This window comes from Sphingomonas guangdongensis (assembly GCF_900199185.1).
Taxonomy (GTDB): Bacteria; Pseudomonadota; Alphaproteobacteria; order Sphingomonadales; family Sphingomonadaceae; genus Sphingomonas; species Sphingomonas guangdongensis.
In genome coordinates, this window is sequence record NZ_OBMI01000001.1 from 1,109,422 (window position 1) to 1,128,102 (window position 18,681).

At 68.0% G+C, this 18,681-nt stretch carries 17 protein-coding genes; 10 read left to right on the top strand and 7 right to left on the bottom strand.

Annotated elements, in window-relative coordinates; translation table 11 throughout:
• The first annotated feature begins 37 nt into the window (after positions 1 to 37).
• The 7 genes from CRO12_RS05430 (at position 38) to CRO12_RS05460 (ending at position 7,952) form a co-directional block, all read left to right on the top strand.
• Positions 38 to 1,057, top strand: coding sequence for an NAD(P)H-dependent flavin oxidoreductase (locus CRO12_RS05430; RefSeq protein ID WP_245858218.1), 1,020 nt, complete (start codon positions 38 to 40; stop codon positions 1,055 to 1,057).
• Positions 1,054 to 1,647: a YdeI/OmpD-associated family protein gene (locus CRO12_RS18280; protein ID WP_179640870.1), complete on the top strand. Its 594-nt coding sequence runs from the start codon at positions 1,054 to 1,056 to the stop codon at positions 1,645 to 1,647. Before CRO12_RS05430 ends, CRO12_RS18280 begins: the two co-directional genes overlap by 4 nt.
• 72 nt (positions 1,648 to 1,719) lie before the next feature.
• The gene (locus CRO12_RS05440; protein WP_097062927.1) at positions 1,720 to 2,370 is read left to right on the top strand and encodes a DedA family protein; all 651 of its coding nucleotides are present in this window, start codon (positions 1,720 to 1,722) and stop codon (positions 2,368 to 2,370) included.
• A gap of 68 nt (positions 2,371 to 2,438) precedes the next feature.
• Positions 2,439 to 3,821 (top strand): O-antigen ligase family protein, encoded by a 1,383-nt coding sequence (locus CRO12_RS05445; RefSeq protein ID WP_097062928.1) that lies wholly within the window; start codon positions 2,439 to 2,441, stop codon positions 3,819 to 3,821.
• Positions 3,822 to 3,879: 58 nt separating this feature from the next.
• Entirely contained in the window at positions 3,880 to 4,575 is a 696-nt protein-coding gene (locus CRO12_RS05450; RefSeq protein WP_097062929.1) for a polysaccharide biosynthesis/export family protein, read from the top strand.
• A 13-nt stretch (positions 4,576 to 4,588) separates the two neighbouring features.
• Complete coding sequence (locus CRO12_RS05455) at positions 4,589 to 6,790, top strand: GumC family protein (protein ID WP_097062930.1); 2,202 nt, start codon at positions 4,589 to 4,591, stop codon at positions 6,788 to 6,790.
• On the top strand, positions 6,771 to 7,952 hold the full coding sequence (locus CRO12_RS05460) for a hypothetical protein (protein WP_097062931.1): 1,182 nt from the start codon (positions 6,771 to 6,773) through the stop codon (positions 7,950 to 7,952). Before CRO12_RS05455 ends, CRO12_RS05460 begins: the two co-directional genes overlap by 20 nt.
• A 33-nt stretch (positions 7,953 to 7,985) precedes the next feature.
• On the opposite strand, the gene CRO12_RS05465 is transcribed toward CRO12_RS05460, so the two are convergent.
• Positions 7,986 to 8,264 (bottom strand): hypothetical protein, encoded by a 279-nt coding sequence (locus tag CRO12_RS05465; protein WP_144033524.1) that lies wholly within the window; start codon positions 8,262 to 8,264, stop codon positions 7,986 to 7,988.
• Positions 8,265 to 8,365: 101 nt separating this feature from the next.
• Between CRO12_RS05465 and gmd the strand changes: the two genes are divergently transcribed.
• The 3 genes from gmd to CRO12_RS05480 all read left to right on the top strand — a co-directional run bounded on the left by gmd (position 8,366) and on the right by CRO12_RS05480 (position 11,812).
• The gene (gene gmd, locus CRO12_RS05470; RefSeq protein WP_097062933.1) at positions 8,366 to 9,403 is read left to right on the top strand and encodes a GDP-mannose 4,6-dehydratase; all 1,038 of its coding nucleotides are present in this window, start codon (positions 8,366 to 8,368) and stop codon (positions 9,401 to 9,403) included.
• A 127-nt stretch (positions 9,404 to 9,530) separates the two neighbouring features.
• A complete protein-coding gene (locus tag CRO12_RS05475; protein ID WP_179640871.1) occupies positions 9,531 to 10,592 on the top strand; it encodes an AGE family epimerase/isomerase in 1,062 nt (353 codons plus the stop codon).
• Entirely contained in the window at positions 10,589 to 11,812 is a 1,224-nt protein-coding gene (locus CRO12_RS05480) for a glycosyltransferase family 9 protein (protein WP_097062935.1), read from the top strand. Before CRO12_RS05475 ends, CRO12_RS05480 begins: the two co-directional genes overlap by 4 nt.
• On the opposite strand, the gene rfaE1 is transcribed toward CRO12_RS05480, so the two are convergent.
• From rfaE1 to CRO12_RS05510, 6 genes are all read right to left on the bottom strand, one after another.
• A complete protein-coding gene (rfaE1, locus tag CRO12_RS05485) occupies positions 11,813 to 13,279 on the bottom strand; it encodes a D-glycero-beta-D-manno-heptose-7-phosphate kinase (protein WP_097062936.1) in 1,467 nt (488 codons plus the stop codon). It lies immediately after the preceding gene.
• 48 nt (positions 13,280 to 13,327) lie between these two features.
• On the bottom strand, positions 13,328 to 14,353 hold the full coding sequence (locus CRO12_RS05490) for a glycosyltransferase family 2 protein (protein WP_097062937.1): 1,026 nt from the start codon (positions 14,351 to 14,353) through the stop codon (positions 13,328 to 13,330).
• A 41-nt stretch (positions 14,354 to 14,394) separates the two neighbouring features.
• Positions 14,395 to 15,387 (bottom strand): glycosyltransferase family 2 protein, encoded by a 993-nt coding sequence (locus CRO12_RS05495; protein ID WP_097062938.1) that lies wholly within the window; start codon positions 15,385 to 15,387, stop codon positions 14,395 to 14,397.
• Positions 15,356 to 16,603 carry an MATE family efflux transporter gene (locus CRO12_RS05500; RefSeq protein WP_144033525.1) on the bottom strand — a complete coding sequence of 416 codons (1,248 nt, stop codon included), beginning with the start codon at positions 16,601 to 16,603 and terminating at the stop codon, positions 15,356 to 15,358. Before CRO12_RS05500 ends, CRO12_RS05495 begins: the two co-directional genes overlap by 32 nt.
• A gap of 102 nt (positions 16,604 to 16,705) precedes the next feature.
• Positions 16,706 to 17,824, bottom strand: a complete 1,119-nt coding sequence (locus CRO12_RS05505) for an NAD-dependent epimerase/dehydratase family protein (RefSeq protein ID WP_281253378.1) — start codon at positions 17,822 to 17,824, stop codon at positions 16,706 to 16,708.
• On the bottom strand, positions 17,761 to 18,678 hold the full coding sequence (locus CRO12_RS05510; RefSeq protein ID WP_097062941.1) for an NAD-dependent epimerase/dehydratase family protein: 918 nt from the start codon (positions 18,676 to 18,678) through the stop codon (positions 17,761 to 17,763). Before CRO12_RS05510 ends, CRO12_RS05505 begins: the two co-directional genes overlap by 64 nt.
• Positions 18,679 to 18,681: the final 3 nt, after the last annotated feature.

Consider the following 18,681-nt stretch of genomic DNA (forward strand, 5'->3'; position numbering starts at 1 on the left):
TTGCCGCGTTCCGCCGCCTCGCCTAACCCACGCGGCCATGAGCATCGGGGAAGAGCGGCTGCAACGCCGCATGGCGCGTGGCGCGGCGTTTCTGGGCAGCGAGGTGGCGGTGCTGTGCGGCGCGATGTCGTGGGTCAGCGAGCGCAATCTGGTCGCCGCCATGTCCAACGCCGGCGGCTTCGGGCTGATCGCGTGCGGGGCGATGACGCCCGACCTGCTCGACGCGGAGATCGCAGGCACGACCGCGCTCACCGACCGGCCGTTCGGCGTCAACCTGATCACCATGCACCCGCAGCTGACCGATCTGATCGAGGTCTGCGGCCGGCACGGCGTCGGCCATGTCGTGCTGGCGGGCGGCCTGCCGCCCAAGGGTGCGCTGGAGGCAATCAAGGCGACGGGCGCCAAGGTGATCTGCTTCGCGCCCGCGCTCAGCCTGGCGAAAAAGCTGATCCGGTCGGGTGTGGACGCGCTGGTGATCGAGGGAATGGAGGCGGGCGGCCACATCGGTCCGGTCTCCACATCGGTGCTGGCGCAGGAGATGCTGCCGGAGATCGCCGAGACGCTCCCCGTGTTCGTGGCGGGCGGGATCGGGCGGGGGGAGGCGATCGCCGGCTACCTCGACATGGGGGCGGCGGGCGTCCAGCTCGGCACCCGCTTCGTGTGCGCGACGGAGAGTATTGCGCACCCGAACTTCAAGCGCGCCTTCATTCGCGCCTCCGCCCGCGATGCGGTCGCGAGCGTCCAGGTCGACCCGCGCCTGCCCGTTATCCCGGTCCGCGCGCTGAAGAACGCCGGCACCGAGCTGTTCACCGCCAAGCAGCGCGAAGTTGCGGGTTCGATCGACTCCGGATCGCTCGCGATGGCGGAGGCGCAGCTTCAGATCGAGCATTACTGGGCGGGCGCGCTGCGGCGCGCGGTGGTCGACGGCGATGTCGAGCACGGCAGCCTGATGGCGGGCCAGTCGGTCGGCATGGTGACCAGGGAGGAGCCGCTCGCCGACATCCTCCGGACCCTGCTGGCGGAGGCCGCCTCGGCGCTGGAGGCGCGCGCGGCGTGACGCCGGCCGACGACGGCCTGCCGGTGCTCCCCTTCGCCGACGCGGGCGTGTGGGAGGGCTGGCTCGCCGCCAACGGCGGGGCCGCGGCGGGCGTTTGGCTCAAGCTGCCGAAGAAGGGCAACGCCGAATCGACCCTCACCCGCGCGCAGGCGGTCGATGGTGCGCTGATCCACGGCTGGATCGATGGGCAAGCGGGCAAGTGGGACGACGCCTGGTCGCTGATCCGCATGACGCGGAGGCGGGCCCGCAGTCCGTGGAGCGAGAAGAACCGCACCCGCGCCGACGAGCTGATCGCAGCGGGTCGCATGGCACCCGCAGGGTTGGCGGAGGTCGAGCGCGCCAGGGCCGACGGGCGCTGGGACGCCGCCTATCCGCCCGCATCCAGTGCGACCGTCCCCGACGATCTCGCCGCCGCCCTCGCGGCCAACCCGCCGGCGCGCGCTTTCTTCGACACGCTTAGCGGCGCGAACCGCTACGCCATCCTGTACCGCATCCACGAGGCGAAGCGCCCGGAGACCCGGGCCAAGCGGATCAAGCGCTTCGTCGCGATGTGCGCGGCGGGCGAGACGGTGTTCCCGTCCGAGCGCTGACGCCGCAACGAAGCATTGCCCGTCGCGCGATGACGCTGGCAATCCGCCGCGCTTTCGGCCACGGGCGCGCGCATGGTCGAAGACATCCTCTCCTTCCTCGCCGAGCTCGTGATCGGGGTCATCGACGCGACCGGCTACTGGGGCGTCGTGCTGCTGATGGCGATCGAGAGCGCGTGCGTGCCGCTCCCGTCCGAGCTCATCATGCCGTTCGCAGGCTATCTGGTGTCGCAGGGCAAGATGAACATCTGGCTCGCCGCGACCGCGGGTGCCTTCGGGTGCAACGTCGGCTCGGTGGTCGCGTACGAGGTCGGGAAGCGGGGCGGGCGGCCGTTCGTGGAGCGCTGGGGCAAGTATCTGCTGATCGGCCCGGACGAACTCGACGCCGCCGACCGCTTCTTCGCGCGCTTCGGCACCTCGGCCGTCTTCGTCGGCCGCCTGCTGCCGGTGATCCGGACGTTCATCGCCTTTCCCGCCGGGGTGGCGCGGATGCCGCTCGTCCCGTTTCACCTCTACACGTTCGCCGGCTCCTGGCCGTTCTGCTTCGCGCTCGCCTGGATCGGGCGCGAACTCGGCGAGAAGTGGCACGGCGACCCGCGCGTCCGCGCCTTCTTCCACTCCGCCGACGCGATCATCGGGGTCGTCCTGGTCGCGGCGGTCGGCTGGTACGTGTGGCACCGGCTGAAGGCGATCCGCCGAGCGAAGGGCAGCGCCGCCGCGGATTAGCCGTCGCGCGCGACCCATGCTAGGCGCGCCGGCCCGTCACTACCCCTGAAGCCTTCACGGAAGAGTTGATGCAGCGACAGCAGCGCCGCCGGTCACGTCACGAGCGCGGCGGCACGATCAGCGACCTGGGCCTCGACTTCGTCCTGGCGACCGGTCTCTTTCTTGCCCTCGCCCTGCTGGGCGGCGGATCGGTCGGGTGGACGCCGGCCTATATGCTGGCAACGCTCATCGTGATCGCGGCGGCGGTGATGCTGGCGTGGCGGACGGGATTCCGGACGATCGCTTGCCTGCCGCTCGCCGCACGGTTCGGCCTGATCGGCATCGCGGTGCTGCCCCTGCTGCAACTGGTGCCGCTGCCGCCCGCCCTCTGGCAGCAGCTGCCCGGGCAGGAGCTGCGGCTCGGCACCCTGTCGCTCGCCGGGCTGGCGGACACGTGGCAGCCGCTCAGCCTGGAGCCGGCGAGCACCGCTATCACCGCGCTGCTCGCCGCCGGCTTCACCGTGCTGACCGCGCTGCTGCTCGAGCTGGAGGCGCGACCCTTTCGACGCGTGATGGCAGTGGCCGCCGGCGTCGTTGTCGCCGGGATGGCGATCGGGCTGCTGCAGGTCCTGAACGACGGCTGGCCGCACCTTCAGATCAACCGCTCCTCGGCCAACCTGCTCGGCTTCCAGGCGAACAAGAACCACATGGCGCTGACGATCGCCTGCGCGATGGTCCTGGTCGGGCTGGTGGTCGCGAAGGACCTCCTCGGAACGCGCCGCGGCCGGGTCGCGGCCGTCGCCTTCGCCGCGCTCGCGCTGGTGTGCATCGTCGCCACCAACAGCCGCGCCGGGCTCGCGCTCGGCGGCATTGCCGGGCTGATCGTCCTCGCCGACGCGATGCGCCAGGTGCCGTTGCGCTGGCGGCTCGCGGCGCTGGCGCTGGGCGCGCTGCTCATCGCCGCCGTGGTCGGGAGCGACGTGTTCCGCGTCGTGGGCGATCGGGTCGGCGACGTCGACGACGATCTGCGCTGGTCATTCCTCGACTGGTCGTGGCCGCTGGTCGCGCGCTACTGGTCGACCGGCAGCGGCTTCGGCTCGTTCGCCACGCTGTTCGCGGCGCACGAGCAGCTTGCCTGGGTCAAGCCGACCTACGTCAACGCGCTCCACAACGACTATCTGCAACTCGTGCTGGAGGGTGGCGTTGCCGGCTGCGCGGTGCTGGCGCTCCTGGTGATCGGCGTGCTCCAGTCCGTTGCTGTCTGGCGTACCCTGCCGCCTGGCGATCCCCGCCGTACGGAAGCGGTCGCAGCCTATGTCATCCTCCTGCTCTTCGCGCTGCACAGCTTGGTCGACTATCCGCTCCGCCGGCCCGCCGCGGCGGTGTTCGCCGCCCTGGCGCTCGCCGGCGTGCTGCGGTTGTGGCGCCCGGCTGCCGCGCCGGCCCGACCGATGCGGCTTGAAGTCGAATAAGCCCTGCTGCTAACGGAACGGGGCCTTTGCGCTCCGCCAATCCTCAAGGTGACATCGTTTGCGTCTCACATTCCTTCCGATCCTGGCGGTGCTGAGCCTGTGTGCGTGCGGGGGCGGCTCGGGCCTGGAGATCGGTGGTCCCTTGCCGCCGGCCGAGCGCGGCGGGATCGTGACGCCGGTCGCGAACCAGGATTACCGGCTGGGTCCGCTCGACACCATCACGGTGCGGGTGTTCCGGGAGCCTGAGCTCTCGTTCGACAGCCTGCCGGTGTCGCTCAGCGGCAAGATCTCGTACCCGCTCCTCGGCGAGCTTCAGGTGTCGGGCATGTCGACGCTGGAGGTCGCGAACCGCTTGTCGACGCTGCTCAACCAGCGGTACCTCCGCAACAGCAGCGTGTCCGTGTCGCTGGAGCGCGCCGCCAACTTCACGGTCACGGTCGATGGCGAGGTCCGCAAGCCGGGCGTGTACCAGATCCCGGGCGCGCGATTGTCGCTGGTGCAGGCGGTCGCGCTTGGTGAGGGCGTGACCGAGTTCGCCAAGCTGAACGAAGTGCTGGTGATCCGCGAGAGCGGTGGGCAGCGCTACGTCGCGCGCTTCGACCTGCGCGAGATCCGCGCCGGGCGGGCCGATGACCCGCAGATACAGCAGAGCGACATCATCGTTGTCGGCTTCTCGCAGGCGTCCTCGCTGCTGCGGGTCGCCATTGGCGCATTGCCGGGCGTCGCCGGCCTGTTCGTGGCGCTGAGCCAATAGTAGGATCCGGTTGATGCAATTCCCCTTCGATGGCAGCGGCGCAGCGGCAGTCCCGCTCGCACCCGGATCGCCCGCGGCCGAGGCGCAGGCTCCGCGCGCCGGTGGCCTTCGCGAGATCTGGGCGGCCGCGTACCGCGCGCGGTGGTGGATCGCCGGCATCTTCGCGCTCTGCATCGCGCTCGCGATCGTCGCCGCGCTGCTGAGCACGCGGCTTTATCAGGCGACCGCGACTGTCGAGGTCAGGCAGGAAGCGGAAAAGGTGCTCGGCACCGAGGCCGACCGGGAAGGGGCATCGAGCCGCCTGGACTCCGAGCGGTTCATGCAGACCCAGCTCGACATCATCCGCAGCCGCGGCGTGGCCGAGGCGGTTGCCGAGCGGCAGGGGCTGTTTCGCGGCAACGGCTTCCTCGACGCCATGCGGGTCGAGGTCGATCCCACCCGCGTGCCGCTCGGCATGACCCCGCGCGACGCGCGGCGTGAAGTGATCCTCGACACCCTCGCGAAGGGGATGTCGGTGCGCTATACCGGCACGACCCGGATCGCCCAGATCTCCTTCACCAGTCCCGACCCGCGCCTGTCCGCGCGCGTCGCCAACGCGTTCGCGGATGCGTACATCCGCTCGAACCTGGCGCGAAAGGCGAACAGCTCGGTCTATGCACTGGACTTCCTGCGCGACCAGCTGCGCGAGGCGCAGGCGCGGCTGGAGCAGACCGAGCAGCGGGTCGTCGATTATGCCCGCCGCACTCGGATCGTCGATGCCGGCAATGCCGCCGGCAGCACCGCCTCGACCGATAACGGGCGTCCCCAGTCGCTGATCACGGCGCAGCTCGTCCAGCTCAACCAGGCCTATTCGAGCGCCGTGTCGGAGCGGATCGCGGCCGAGCAGAAGTGGCGCCAGATCGCACAGATCCCGCCGCTCAGCACCCCGGACGTGCTGAGCAACAGCGCCGTGCAGCAGCTGATCGATCGCCGCGCGTCGGTCGAGGCCGAGTATCGCCAGCAGCTGACGACCCGCCGCGAGGACTATCCGACCGTGGTCGCGGCACGCGCGCAGATCGCCGAGCTCGATCGTCAGATCGGCGCCATTGCCGGCAACATCCGCGCCGGAGTGCGCAGCGCTTACCGCATCGCGCAAGCACGCGAGCGGCAGTTGTCCGGCGAAATCGACGCTCTGAAGAGCGGGACGCTCGCCGAGCAGAACCAGGGCATCGAGCTGTCCATCCTGCGGCGCGAGGCGGACACCAACCGCCAGCAGTATGAGGCGTTGCTGCGGCGATTCAACGCACTGAATGCCGAATCGGGCGTCCAGACCAACAACCTGGCGGTGGTCGATCGGGCGAGCATTCCCGACCGTACGTCCTGGCCGAAGCTGTCGCTCAATCTCGCCCTGGCGCTGATCCTCGGCATGCTGCTGTCGGCGCTGGTGGTCTTCCTGCGCGAGCAGCTGTTCCGCCGAGTGCGGACGCCGGACGAAGTCACCGCCGCGACCGGGCTGTCGCTGCTCGGCGTGGTGCCGACCTCGAGCACGCCGAACGAGGATCTGGCCGACCCGAAGTCGTTCCAGTCGGACGCCTACAGCTCCGTGCGCACCAGCCTGTCCCTGCTGTCGTCCAACGGTACGCCGCGGACGATCATGTTCACCAGCACCCAGCAGGGCGAGGGCAAGTCGACCGCATGCCGCGCGCTGGCGCTCAGCCTCGCACGGCTGGGCCGCCGCGTGGTGCTGGTCGACGTCGACCTGCGTCGTCCGAACCTCCACCGCCTGTTCGAGCAGGACAATACGCGCGGCTTCAGCAACCTCGTGACGGGCCAGACGAGCCTGGAGGAGAGCCTCCGTCACACGCCGGAGAGCAACGTCGACCTGATCGTCGCGGGCGACATCCCGCCCAACCCGACCGAGCTGATGGACAGCCCCCGCGTGCGCGCGCTCTTCGCCGAGCTCGCGTCGCGCTACGACGTCGTGCTGATCGACAGCGCACCCGTGCTCGGTCTCGCCGACGCCGTCATCCTCTCCAGCGAGGTCGAAGCGACGATCTACATCGTCGAGTCGGGCCGCAATGCGCCGCGCATGATGCAAACCTCGCTGTCGCGGCTGAAGCAGGGTGGCGGTGCCATGGCAGGCGCCGTCCTGCTGAAGTTCGATCCGGGTCGCTCGGGCTACGGCTACGGCACGGAATACGGCTACAGCTACGATTATGGCAGCCGCAAGCGCTGAGGCCGGGCGGCGCGCGGACTGGCGCCGGATCGTAGCAGCGGCGCTCACCGGCCTGATCCTGTTCGTGGTCGCGGCCTATGCGGCGCGGACGGCGAACGCGATCCGGCAGGTGTCGCTCGTGCGCGGCGCGGCTGCGCTCGCGGATCGCACGCCATCCGCTAGCGCAGCCCTGGCAGCAGTACCGGAGCCGAGCATGCGCCTGGCGCTGACCGGAAGCCCCCTGCTGCAGCGGCTGGTCAACGTGGCGATGACCAGCGCCGTCGACGCAGGGGACGCGCCGGAGCCGTGGGTGCGCCAGCTGAGGCAGCTCGGCTGGCGCGACAGCGTGAGCCTGCAGAACAGCCTGACCCTGGCGGTCGCGCGGGTCGACATCCGGACGATCCTGGACACGTGCGATGCGCTGCTGCGGCGTCGCGAGGCGACCGAGCGGATCGTTCCGGTGCTGAGCATGCTGGAGGTCGAGCCGGAGATGCGGCGTGTCGTCGCGCGCCGGCTGGCCGGCAGGCCGGTGTGGCGCGGGGATTATCTGAGCAGCACCGGCCACCTGCGCAGCCCGGAGCAGCTGGTGGCGCGCTACGCCCTGCTGCGCGAGCTCGGCGCCCTTGATGCGGTGACCGAAGGGGAGGCGATCACGGCCATCCGCGTGTTCGAGGCCGGCGGACGGACCGACCTCGCGGTGGCGCTCTGGCGAACACTCCTGCCGCAGCGCGGCGCGGTGAGCGATCCGACCTTCACGCGCGCCGCCGCGCGGGACAGCATGGCCGCCGAGGAGAGCGTGGTCGACCTGGACTGGGCGCTGCTGACCGGCGAGGGCTACGGCACCAGCGCCTATGTCGAGAACGGATCGGCCCAGCTCGACATCAATTGGGACGGCCGGGGCGTGCCGGTGTTCGCCCGCCAGCGAACGACCGGCCGGCGCGGCGCCTATCAGCTCGCCGTGCAGCAGGTGCAGGGCGGCGACGCGCTGGGCGTGCTCGGCTTCCAGCTCACCTGCGGCAACACCGTTACGCCGCTGCGACCGGTGCCGGGGCTTGTCGGCCGGTACCGCACCGATGGCGTGGTCTCGTGCGACTATCCGGTGCTGGAGATCACCGGAACGCTGCAGCCGACCACGACGCCGCACCAGATCAACCTGCGCTCGCTCCAGCTGCTGCCGGTATAGCCGCTCGCGCAACACGCCTGCGCGGGCGCCGCGTCAGTTCTCCGCGCGAAAACTCATGTCGTCGCCCAGCCGCACGCCGACGCGCCCCGCGGCGGCGCGCTCCCGGTTGTAGGACTGGTTCGCGCTGATCGGCCGGGCGGAGCGCCGCTTGGCGGCGAGCGGTACGGCCGCGGGCAGCTCCGTCGTCACGAGCTCGGTACTGGCCGCGCTGGTCGCCTCGCGCGCGCCGGTGCCGATCACCTGCTGCGCCGTTGCCGCGACCGGGACGGTTGCCAGGACCAGGGTCACTGCGATCCGAATGCCAACGCTCACGACGCCCTCCATCTCACCGGCAACGATACTGGCCAACGCGGACGGCGGCGTCTAGACCCGCAGACCTTTCGCGCATTCTCGCGCGCCGATGCAGGAACCTCATGCCCAAGACAGCCATCGTGACGGGGATCAGCGGGCAGGACGGCGCCTATCTGGCCGAGAACCTGCTGGCGCGTGGCTATGAGGTGTACGGAACCTACCGCCGGACCAGCTCCGTCAACTTCTGGCGCATCGACGAGCTCGGCATCGCGGACAACCCCGGGCTGAAGCTGGTCGAATACGACCTGACCGACATGGGCTCCGCGATCCGGCTGATCGAGACGTCGGAGGCGACGGAGGTCTATAACCTCGCGGCGCAGAGCTTCGTCGGCGTCTCGTTCGATCAGCCGATCACGACCGGGCAGATCACCGGCCTCGGCGCCGCCTACCTGCTGGAGGCGATCCGCACCGTCAACAAGCGCATCCGCTTCTATCAGGCGTCGACGTCCGAGATGTTCGGCAAGGTCCAAGCGGTGCCGCAGACCGAGGAGACGCCCTTCTACCCGCGCAGCCCGTACGGCGTCGCGAAGCTCTACGCGCACTGGCTGACCGTCAACTACCGTGAGAGCTTCGACATCTTCGGTTGCAGCGGCATCCTGTTCAATCACGAGAGCCCGCTGCGCGGGCGCGAGTTCGTGACGCGCAAGATCACCGATACGGTCGCCAAGATCGCGCTCGGCAAGGCGGATGTGCTCGAACTCGGCAACCTCGATGCCAAGCGCGACTGGGGCTTCGCGCGCGATTATGTCGAGGGCATGCGGCTGATGCTCCAGCACGACCGGCCCGAAACATTCGTGCTCGCGACCAACCGGACGGAGACGGTGCGGCGCTTCGTCGAGCTGGCGTTCGAGCAGGTGGACATCGCGCTCGACTGGGCCGGCCGGGACGAGGCGGAGACCGGCACCGACCGGCGCACGGGCAAGCTGCTGGTCCGGGTCAACCCACAGTTCTACCGCCCGGCCGAGGTCGACCTGCTGATCGGCGATGCGGGCAAGGCGGAACGCGAACTCGGCTGGACCCCGACGGTCCAGCTGGAGGAACTTGCCGCGCTGATGGTGTCCGCCGATCTGCGGCGCAACGAGGCCGGCTGGTCGTTCTGATGCGTGCGCGTCCTCCCGCGACAGCGGGCACGATGCCTGGGCGGGTAAGCGGCTGATGGCAGACCTACGACAGCGCGCACGTGACTGGCTGGCGACCACGGCGCTGCCCCTGTGGTCGACGGTCGGCGTGGATGCGCGCTGCGGCGGCTTCGTCGAACGCCTGTCATGGTCCGGCGAACCCGATGTCGATGCCGCCAAGCGGCTGCGGGTGCAGGCGCGGCAGATCTATGTCTTCTCGCATGCCAAGCTGCTCGGATTGGCGGCGGACGGCGACGCCGTTGCCGGCCACGGCTATGATTTCGTGCGTGCGTACGGTTTTCCGGACGGTATCGCCGGGGGGGCCGTTCACGCCGTGTCGCGAACCGGGGTGGTCGTCGACGCGAAGCGCGACACCTACGATCACGCCTTTCTGCTGTTCGCCTGGAGCTGGTACGCGCGCGCAACGGACCGGGACGACGTGCGGCGGGCCGTTGCCGAGCTCGGCGATGCGACCTGGGCCCTGCTGGGGCATCCGAGCGGCACCGGCCTAGTCGTGGACGACCAGGGTACGCCCGGCTTTCACCAAAACCCCCACATGCACCTGTTCGAGGCGGTGCTGGCGGCGTGGGAGGCGACGGGCGAACCCATCTTCCTGGATCGCGCCCGCACGCTCTTTGACCTGTTCCAGCAGCGGTTGTTCGATCGTCGCGCCGGTGTGCTCCGGGAGTTCTACGATGACCGCTGGGCACCGGCTGCGGGTTCGATCGGCGAGGTGATTGAACCGGGTCATCACGCCGAATGGGTGTGGCTGCTGGATCAGTACGCGCAGGCAGTTGGTGAACCGTTGTGCGATGAAGCGTTCCGCTTATACGATTTCATCGAGCGTCATGGACGTAATCGCGCCGGAACCTTGCTGATCGACGAAGTCCGGCCCGACGGAACCGTTACAAAGCCAAGCACACGATCCTGGCCGCAGACCGAAGCACTCAAGGCGGAACTCGTTATGGCTCGGCTGCAGGACGGTGTGTCGGCAGCCCGGAGCGACGCCATCGTCGCGACCCTGTTCAACCGCTTTCTCGCGCATCCGGTGCCTGGCTGCTGGATCGACTGGATCGATACGGACGGACGCCCGCTCGTCGATCGGGTTCCGGCCAGCACCTTCTACCACATCTTCCTCGCGCTCTCGGAGTATCTGAGAGCGCGTCCGTGATCCTGCCGCTGTCACACCGGGCGCCAACCGGACCCTATGCCGAGCCGCGCCCATCCATGCGCGGACGCTACCTCATCCGCAATCGGCCAAAAGCCGCAGCCATCGGGATGATGGACGCGCTGCTTGCCGTGCTGCCGCGAGCGTCCGCGGCCGTGCCGGCCGATCCAGAGCGCATCCTCGTCGCCAATTGGGCGCATCTCGGCGACGTGACCACCAGTCTGGGCGCGCTCAGGGCACTCAGGGCGCGGTGGCCGCAAGCCCGCATCGGGATGATCGTCGGCAGCTGGGGGCGTGCCGCGGTCGAGGGCACCGGCCTGGTCGACGACATCCACGTGATCGACCACTGGATGGCGAACCGGTCAGCGGGCACGTCGCGTGACAAGCGCGGGCGCTACGCCGAGACGCGTAGCGTCGCCCTGCGCGCTATTCGGGCGGCGCGTTACGAGATCGGCATCGATCTATATCCCTTCTTCCCACCCGCGCATCCGTTGTTCCGGACCGCCGGCATCCCGGTCAGGGTCGGTTATACGAGCGGTGGGTTCGGTCCGCTCTTGTCGCATCCGGTGCCGTGGCGGGATGAGGAGCGGCCGATGGCGGACCAGTACCGCGATCTGCTCGACCGGTTGACGCCCGATCGACCCTTTGACGCGTCCTTGTTCCAGCCGCATCGCGAGCGCGAAACGCTGGCACCACTCCCCGAACACGTTCGGGAGGCACGACCCTATCTTGTCATCCACCCGGGTGCTGGCTCGCCGACGCGCCACTGGGGTGTCGAGCGTTGGCGCTCCGTGATGGCGCGCCTTCGCCGGGAAGCGCCGATGTACCGCATCGTGCTGACCGGCGCGGGGGCGGATGATCAGGCACTCACCGGGGCGCTCGCCGGTGACGCGCCGGGCACCATCGATCTGGCGGGCCGCGCGACATGGGAGGAGTTCACGAGCGTCCTCGCGGACGCAGCGCTGGTGATCTGTCCGGATACCGCCACAGGGCACGTCGCCGCGCTGTTCGACGTCCCGACGGTGGTCATCTTCACCGGCACCAACAGCCCGGCCAAATGGGCGCCGTACGGCCAGCAGGTCAGCGTCCTGGTCCGCCCGGTGCGCTGCGCCCCCTGCAATCGTGCGGGCTGCGAGGCGATGGCCTGCTTCCTCGGCGTCGAGCCGGACGAGGTGGTCGATGCGGCGCTCGCGCGGCTGGCGCTGGCGGGCGCGCCGCTCTAGTCACTCACCGCCCAGCTCCGGTTCGCGGGCGCGCGCGATGAGGCTGGTCGTGCTGTGCCCGGGCAGCAGGTCGGCCAGGAAGATCTCGCCGCCATAGCCGAGCACAAGATCGGCGCCGGCGATCCGGTCGACGGTATAATCCTTGCCCTTGATCAGCACATCGGGGCGCAATGCCTCGATCAGGCGCAGCGGCGTATCCTCACCGAACAGGATGATCAGGTCGACGACCTCGAGCGCGGCGAGGACCGTTGCGCGGGCCTGCTCCCGCTGGACGGGCCGACTGGGGCCCTTGAGCACCTGGACGGACGCGTCGGTGTTCAGCCCGACGACCAGGCGGTCGCACGTCGATCGCGCCTGGGCGAGCTGCGAGATGTGGCCGGGATGAATCAGGTCGAAGCAGCCGTTGGTGAACCCGATCCTTGCGCCGTCGCGCCGCCAGTCCGCAACGATGCGTTCCGCCTGAGGCAGCGACACGACCTTGCTGTCGGCACTCAGCCGATGATCGTGCTGCATCTGCTCCGCCACTTCCTGCATGGTGACGACCGCGGTGCCCGGCTTCGCCACCGCGATGCCGGCGGCGATGTTGGCCAGCTCGGCTGCGACCGCGACATCCTCGCCGGCCGCCAGCGCGACGGCCAGCATGGCAACAACGGTGTCGCCCGCGCCGGACACGTCGAACACGGCGCGCGCCAGCGCCGGGAGGTGGGCGACCTCTCCGCTGCGACGAGCCAGCGTCATGCCGCGTGCGCCGCGGGTCACCAGCACCGCCGGCGACGTCGGCATGGCGGCCAGCAGCTGCGCCGCTGCCCGCGCCGCCGCGTCATCCTCGTCGCAGGCGATACCGGTCGCGGCGTCGGCCTCCCCGGCGTTAGGCGTCAGCAGCGTGACGCCGTCGTAGCGCGTCACATCCGCGCTCTTCGGATCGGCGATCACCGGCTTGCCCGCGGCGCGCGCCGCAGCGATGACCTGACCGAGCAGATCCGGCGTCACGACGCCCTTGGCATAGTCGGAGAGGACAACGGCGTCGGCCGCGGGCAGTTGACGTTGAAAGGCGTGGAGCAGCGCAGCGGATTCCGCGGCGTGGGTGTGCTCGATATCGACCCGCAGCATCTGCTGCTGGCCTGCGACATAGCGGATTTTCTGCGTGGTCGGACGCCCATCGTCGACCAGGTCGGCCGAGATCCCCGGCTCGGCTGCGACTCTCGCGCGCAGCGACGCGCCGGCGGCGTCCGCTCCCGCCACACCGATCAGCATGACCTCGCCACCGAGTGCCGCGATGTTGCGGGCGACATTGCCCGCCCCGCCCAGCATCACATCCTCCCGTTCGATCCGGACCACCGGGATCGGCGCCTCCGGCGAGATGCGCGCGCACTGACCATAGACGAACGTATCGAGCATGATGTCGCCGAGGACGATGATGCGGCGGTCGGAAATGTTGTCCAGACTGTGCGCGAGCGATCGACGCATGGTTACCTTCACGATTGACGGGATTGGAACGGGTCGGTGAACGCCGGCTTACTGCTGCGCAGTCCGGCTGGCCAATCTGGCAAGCCTGAGGGGCCGGAGCGTGCGACGGTACACCTCACGCACGCCGCGAACAACGACGGACGGCACGGCGAAGGCGGGGACGATCGCCAGCCAGAAGACGGTTGAACGCCGGTAATGCCGGAACGACAGCCCAAGCGACCGACGGTAGAAATCGCCCGTCACGCCGCGCAACTTCGCCGAGAGCAGGCGGTAGAAGACGTGCTTGCCGACCCGCTTGTCCATCTGGCGTGTGACGGGGCTGTCGTCACCGTATAACGCCCGTACAATGGCCGCGTAGCCAAGCACGTCGATCTCGAGTCGGCGATACTCACCTTCCCCAAGGAAGAAATCGTTGTCGGTTCTGTAGCGCACGCACGGCTCCGCGAGGTAATACCATGCTGGACGACGCTTGAGCATGTTCCCGAGTACGTAGACGTGTACGTACGCATTGTAGAATTGATCAACGGGAGAGGTTGCAACGACATCGGCCCAGAGCTGCCGGTCAAATACGTTTCCGGAAAGATAGCCGAAGTAATCGGCGGACGACAGGAAGATCTCACGATCGCCCCGGAGCAGCCGGGAGCTGCTGAAGAGAGCGCGATCGTAAGGCGGCGAGTTGCGCTGGCTTGCCAGGTCGAAGCTGTAGAGGACCCGCTCGACCGACAGCCCGGCGATGCCGGGTTGCGCATTCAGTGTCCGCTCGATGCGCGCGACGGCGCCCGTCTCGACCACGTCGTCGCTTCCCATCAACCAGCACCAGTCACCGCTTGCGAGTTCCACTGCGCTCAGGAAGTTGCGGTCCGGACCCAGGTTGTTCTCGTGACGCCGGTAGATCAGCCGCGGCAACCGGCTGCGGAAGCGCTCAATGACGGCGGGAGTGTCATCGGTGGAAGCGTTATCGCTGACGACGACCTCGATCTCGCATCCGTGCCCGGTCTGCTGGGCGATACTCTCGAGCAGATCCGGGAGGAACTGCCCGCGATTGTAGGTGGGAATGCAGATGGAAAGACGCATACCAAACTCTTCTGCTCTGGGCCTGCTGTCAGTCGGGCCGCCTAGCTGGCCGCCCTCAACGACTTGACCACCGTCCGCCCGAGGCGAAGCGCGGGCCGGGGAAGAAGAAGCAGGGGTGCCGTCTTGATCCAAAAGGCGGGATAGCGTGCGTACAACGGAAAGGTCAGCTGCGCCGCCTTGGTAAAGAAGGATCGCGGCGCTGCGTCGATGACGCCACTAAGCAGCCGGCGGAAGAGGAGACCGGTGGAGACGTCCCGGTTGATGTGATGGTAAGTCGGGCTGCCTGCGCCGAACAGTCCGCGGGCCAGTTGCTCATATCCGACCACATCGATGCGCAGGCGATTGTACTCGCCATCGGACAGGAACGAGTCATTGTCCTCCCGCCACCCGACCAGCCCCTCGGCCAGATAATACCAGTGTGGGCAGCGCTGAACCATTCGCCCGATCACGTAGACATGGACGTAGGCGTTGAAGTAGTCGGACACCGGGCTGTCCTCCACCACCTCGTTCCAGAGCGAGCGCCGGACGATCTGACCCGAGAGATAGGCGAGATAAGCGGCAAGTGACCTGAAGATGGCGTCGGCACCGTGCAGTTCGCCGCTGTCAGAGAGAACAAGTCCCTTGGCGAGCCGCTCCTCGCGCCGCCGCTCCAACTCGAAGCTTCGTATGACGCGCCCGACCGACAATCCAGCAATCTCAGGTTGTGCCGCGATCACCTGCTCGACCGCGGCGATCGCGCCTTCCTCCAGGACGTCGTCGCTACCCATCAGCCAGCAGAAATCACCCGATGCAAGTTCGACGATGCGCAGGTAGTTCCAATCGGCGCCCATGTTTTGCGAGGCACACTGATAGACGAGGCGGTCGAACTTGCCTCGATAGCGTTCGATAACGGCCTGAGTGTCGTCTGCGGACGCGTTGTCGCTGACGACGACCTCGACCTCGCACGCATAGCCGGTTTGCGCCAATATACTGTCGAACAGGTCTGGCAGGAACTTGGCGCGATTATACGTCGGGATGCAGATCGAAAGGCGCATGACGTTCTGTCTCTATGGTAGTGCGCTCGCGCGCGTACCGGATGCAGCGCCAAGGTAGATACCAGGCAACCGTTAGCACGAAGCAGGCAGTCAGACCAGCGATCATCCCGGGAAGACCCGCGACGGAGGCGCCGAGTGTCTGCAGAGCGGCGCTGAGAACAGCCTGGATCGGCAGCGCGATCAGCAGCGGCGTCAGGTCGTTCATGCTCTGGAGCACCATGCCGAAGGTATCCGACCAGACCCTGACGGCGACGTAGATTGTCAGCAGGATCACCACCAGCATTGGCAAGGGCTCGGCAAGCGTGGGCGCGACGATCGAAACAATGGTGCCGTTGAGCACGCCGACGCCGACACCGCACAAGACCGTGAAGGCGATGCCAATCACGAGGTTGCGGCGTAGCAGGGCGAAGACCCGGGCCCACTCGCCCCGCGCAATGGCCTCGCTGCAGACCGGCCATAATGCGAACAGCAGGGCGTTATAGACGAAGAAGACGAGCTGGAAGATCTTGCTCGCTACATTGTAGACCACGATATCTGCGGCCTGCAATACCTGGGCCATGATGATATAGTCTACCTGCAGCACGGCTGCCGCCAGAACACCGAATATCCAGAAGCGCGCGGCACGGCGCAGCAGCGGCCTCAACAGGTCGGTGGCGAAGCGGTGGCGGGCCGCAGCCAGCACGATACCCGTCAAGGCAAGCACTGGAATAAGTGCCGACGCCGCATAGTAGAGGAAGAGGGTGCTGGCGAGCGGTTGCTGGGGGCTGCTGCGCATGAACAGCCAGACGGCCACTGTCCCGAGAACCGTTCCGGCCGCCGGTAGCAAGTTCGACAGATATCCGCGGTGCTGCGCAAACCAGATCTTGTATGCCATACCGCCCAATGCCGTCCCGATGCTGGGAAAGGCGATCGCGTAGAAGGCCAGGGTGCGTTCACTTCGCGACAGAACGGCGAACTCGTCGAGCAGTAGATTCGACAGCCATGGTCCGGCCAGCAGCAGCACTACCGCGAACAGCAGGGCCGCGCCGAGCGACAGCGTCGCGGCCGTGAACACAAGGTCGTCCGTCTCGAGCTCAGCGGCGCGGCGCTCCGAGATGTAGTTCTGCAGGGTAACGGCGATCGAGAAATCACTCAGCGCGAACCAGCCGGCGAGACTGCTCAGGACCGCGAACGCGCCATAGCCGACGGTGCCCAAGCCATCTGTGAGAATACGCACCGTCGCTAACTGTGCGGCCACCTGGACCGCACGCCCGATCCAACCGCCGCCAGCTACCAGCCATACTCGTGGAATAGTTGGCATGACGGCGCTAAGCTTCGATCAGCGGCCTGCTTCCACGCCGGCGCGGGCCCAGCTGACGGCCGCAGCGATCCCCTCACGCGCACTCACTTGCGGCGTCCAGTCGAGCAGCGCCCTGGCTTTCGCGAGATCGGCGACGAACACGCGCTGGTCGCTGTAGCGCGGTTCCAGCTTCTCGTAGGCAAGCGTCCCGCCGGTCAGCTCCTCCAACAGCGCGAACAGTTCCAGCAACGAAAGGCTGTTTTCCATGCCGCCGCCCACGTTCAGCACCTGCCCCTGCGCGCGCTCGATGTGGTCCAGGCCAGCGAAGTACAGCCGCGCCATGTCGCGGGCCTCCAAGACGTCCCGAACCTGCTTGCCGTTGCCCGCGATCGTGAACGGCGCGTTGAGCAGTCCGGCACGCTGCTTGACCGCCTGGCTGCAGAACCACGCGATCCATCCCTGGTCAAAGGTCCCGAACTGCCGCGACCCGTACATGGAGGAGTGCCGGAAAACGAGCGTCTTGAGACCGTATACGCGCGCGAAGTCCTGCATGTACTGGTCGGCCGAACCCTTGGAGCAGCCATAGGGCGACTGGAAGTCGAGCGGCGTGCGCTCATCGAGGCCGTCCGGGTGGGCCGGATCGACGTAGCGCGTGTCGGTTTCCAGATAATCGATGTACTCGAGGTCGCCGTAGACCTTGTTCGAAGAGCTGTAGAGCACCGCCGCTTCGGGCGCGTGATCGCGCACCGCCTCCAGCACGTTCAGCGAACCGCCGGCATTGATCTCGAAATCGAACCGCGGGTTCGCGATCGAGGTCGTCATCGCAACCTGCCCGGCCACGTGAAAGATTGCCTCGGGCTTGAAGTCGCGGATCGTTCGCGTGACGTCGTTCGTGTTCCGGATGTCGCCGTGGACATGGGTGAAATGACCCTGCCCGCGCAGCCATTCCAGGTTCTGCGGCGATCCGACGCGCGACAGATTGTCGAACACCATCAGTTCGACGCCGCGCTCCAGCGCCGCGGCGGCAAGGTTGCTGCCGAGAAATCCGCAGCCGCCCGTGATCAGAAGCTTCATTCTTGTCGGTTCCTTCACTCTCAGCAGAGGTCTGCGGCGGCGGTGAGCCGCATCCCCGTAACGAGGGACGTCGTCGCTCGCCAACCGATTGCGCGCGCGATCTTGTTTGCGTCGCCGACCACCCGCATGCTCTCGGCGGGACGGTATGGCTTGGCGCCCCAGCGTAGCACCTTGACGTCGCCGCCGGCCGCGTGAACCGCCGCAAGCGCAACGTCGCGAAGCCTCAAGCCCGAGCCGGACGCGAGATTGAAGACTTCACCCGACGGGAAGTCGTTGCTCGATCCCAGATCCAGGCAGGCATCGCTCACGTCGCCCACGTACAGATAGTCGCGCTGCTGATCGCCCGGCGTAAGATCGAGGGGGCTGCCGCTGCGGCTCGCAGCCATCACGAGCGGCACAAACTTGTGTTCACCCTCCAGTGGGCCGTACATGCTGAAGGGCCGCACGACGGCAAGCGACGCACCGGTTCTGCGGGCGAGATCCTGCAGGGCGAGGGTCGCCGCGGCCTTGGTGACACCGTAAACGCCAACGGGCGCAAGACGGCGATCCTCCGTGAGCACACCGTCCTCGGTGCCATATTCGTAGGAGGTGCCGACGTGGATCAGGCGAGCACCTCGTGCGGCGACCGCCTCGGCCAGGCGGACGGAAGCACTGACGTTTGCGGCCAGCCCGGTGTCGAAGTCGCGCTGCCGATAGTCGACGCCGTACGCCGCACAGTGGACGACCAGGTCGATGCCGTCGAGCGCCGCTGCGAACTGTTCAGTCGGGCCTGCCAGGTCGAAGACCATCGGATCAGCCGCCGGCGCGAGCCGCTGCAATCGACTAAGATCGCTTGTCGAGCGCACGCCCGCGCGCACCTTCAGCCCGCGCGACAATGCCCCAGCGGCAACATGTGCGCCGAGAAATCCGGACGCACCCGTGACCAGTACGCCCGGCATTGT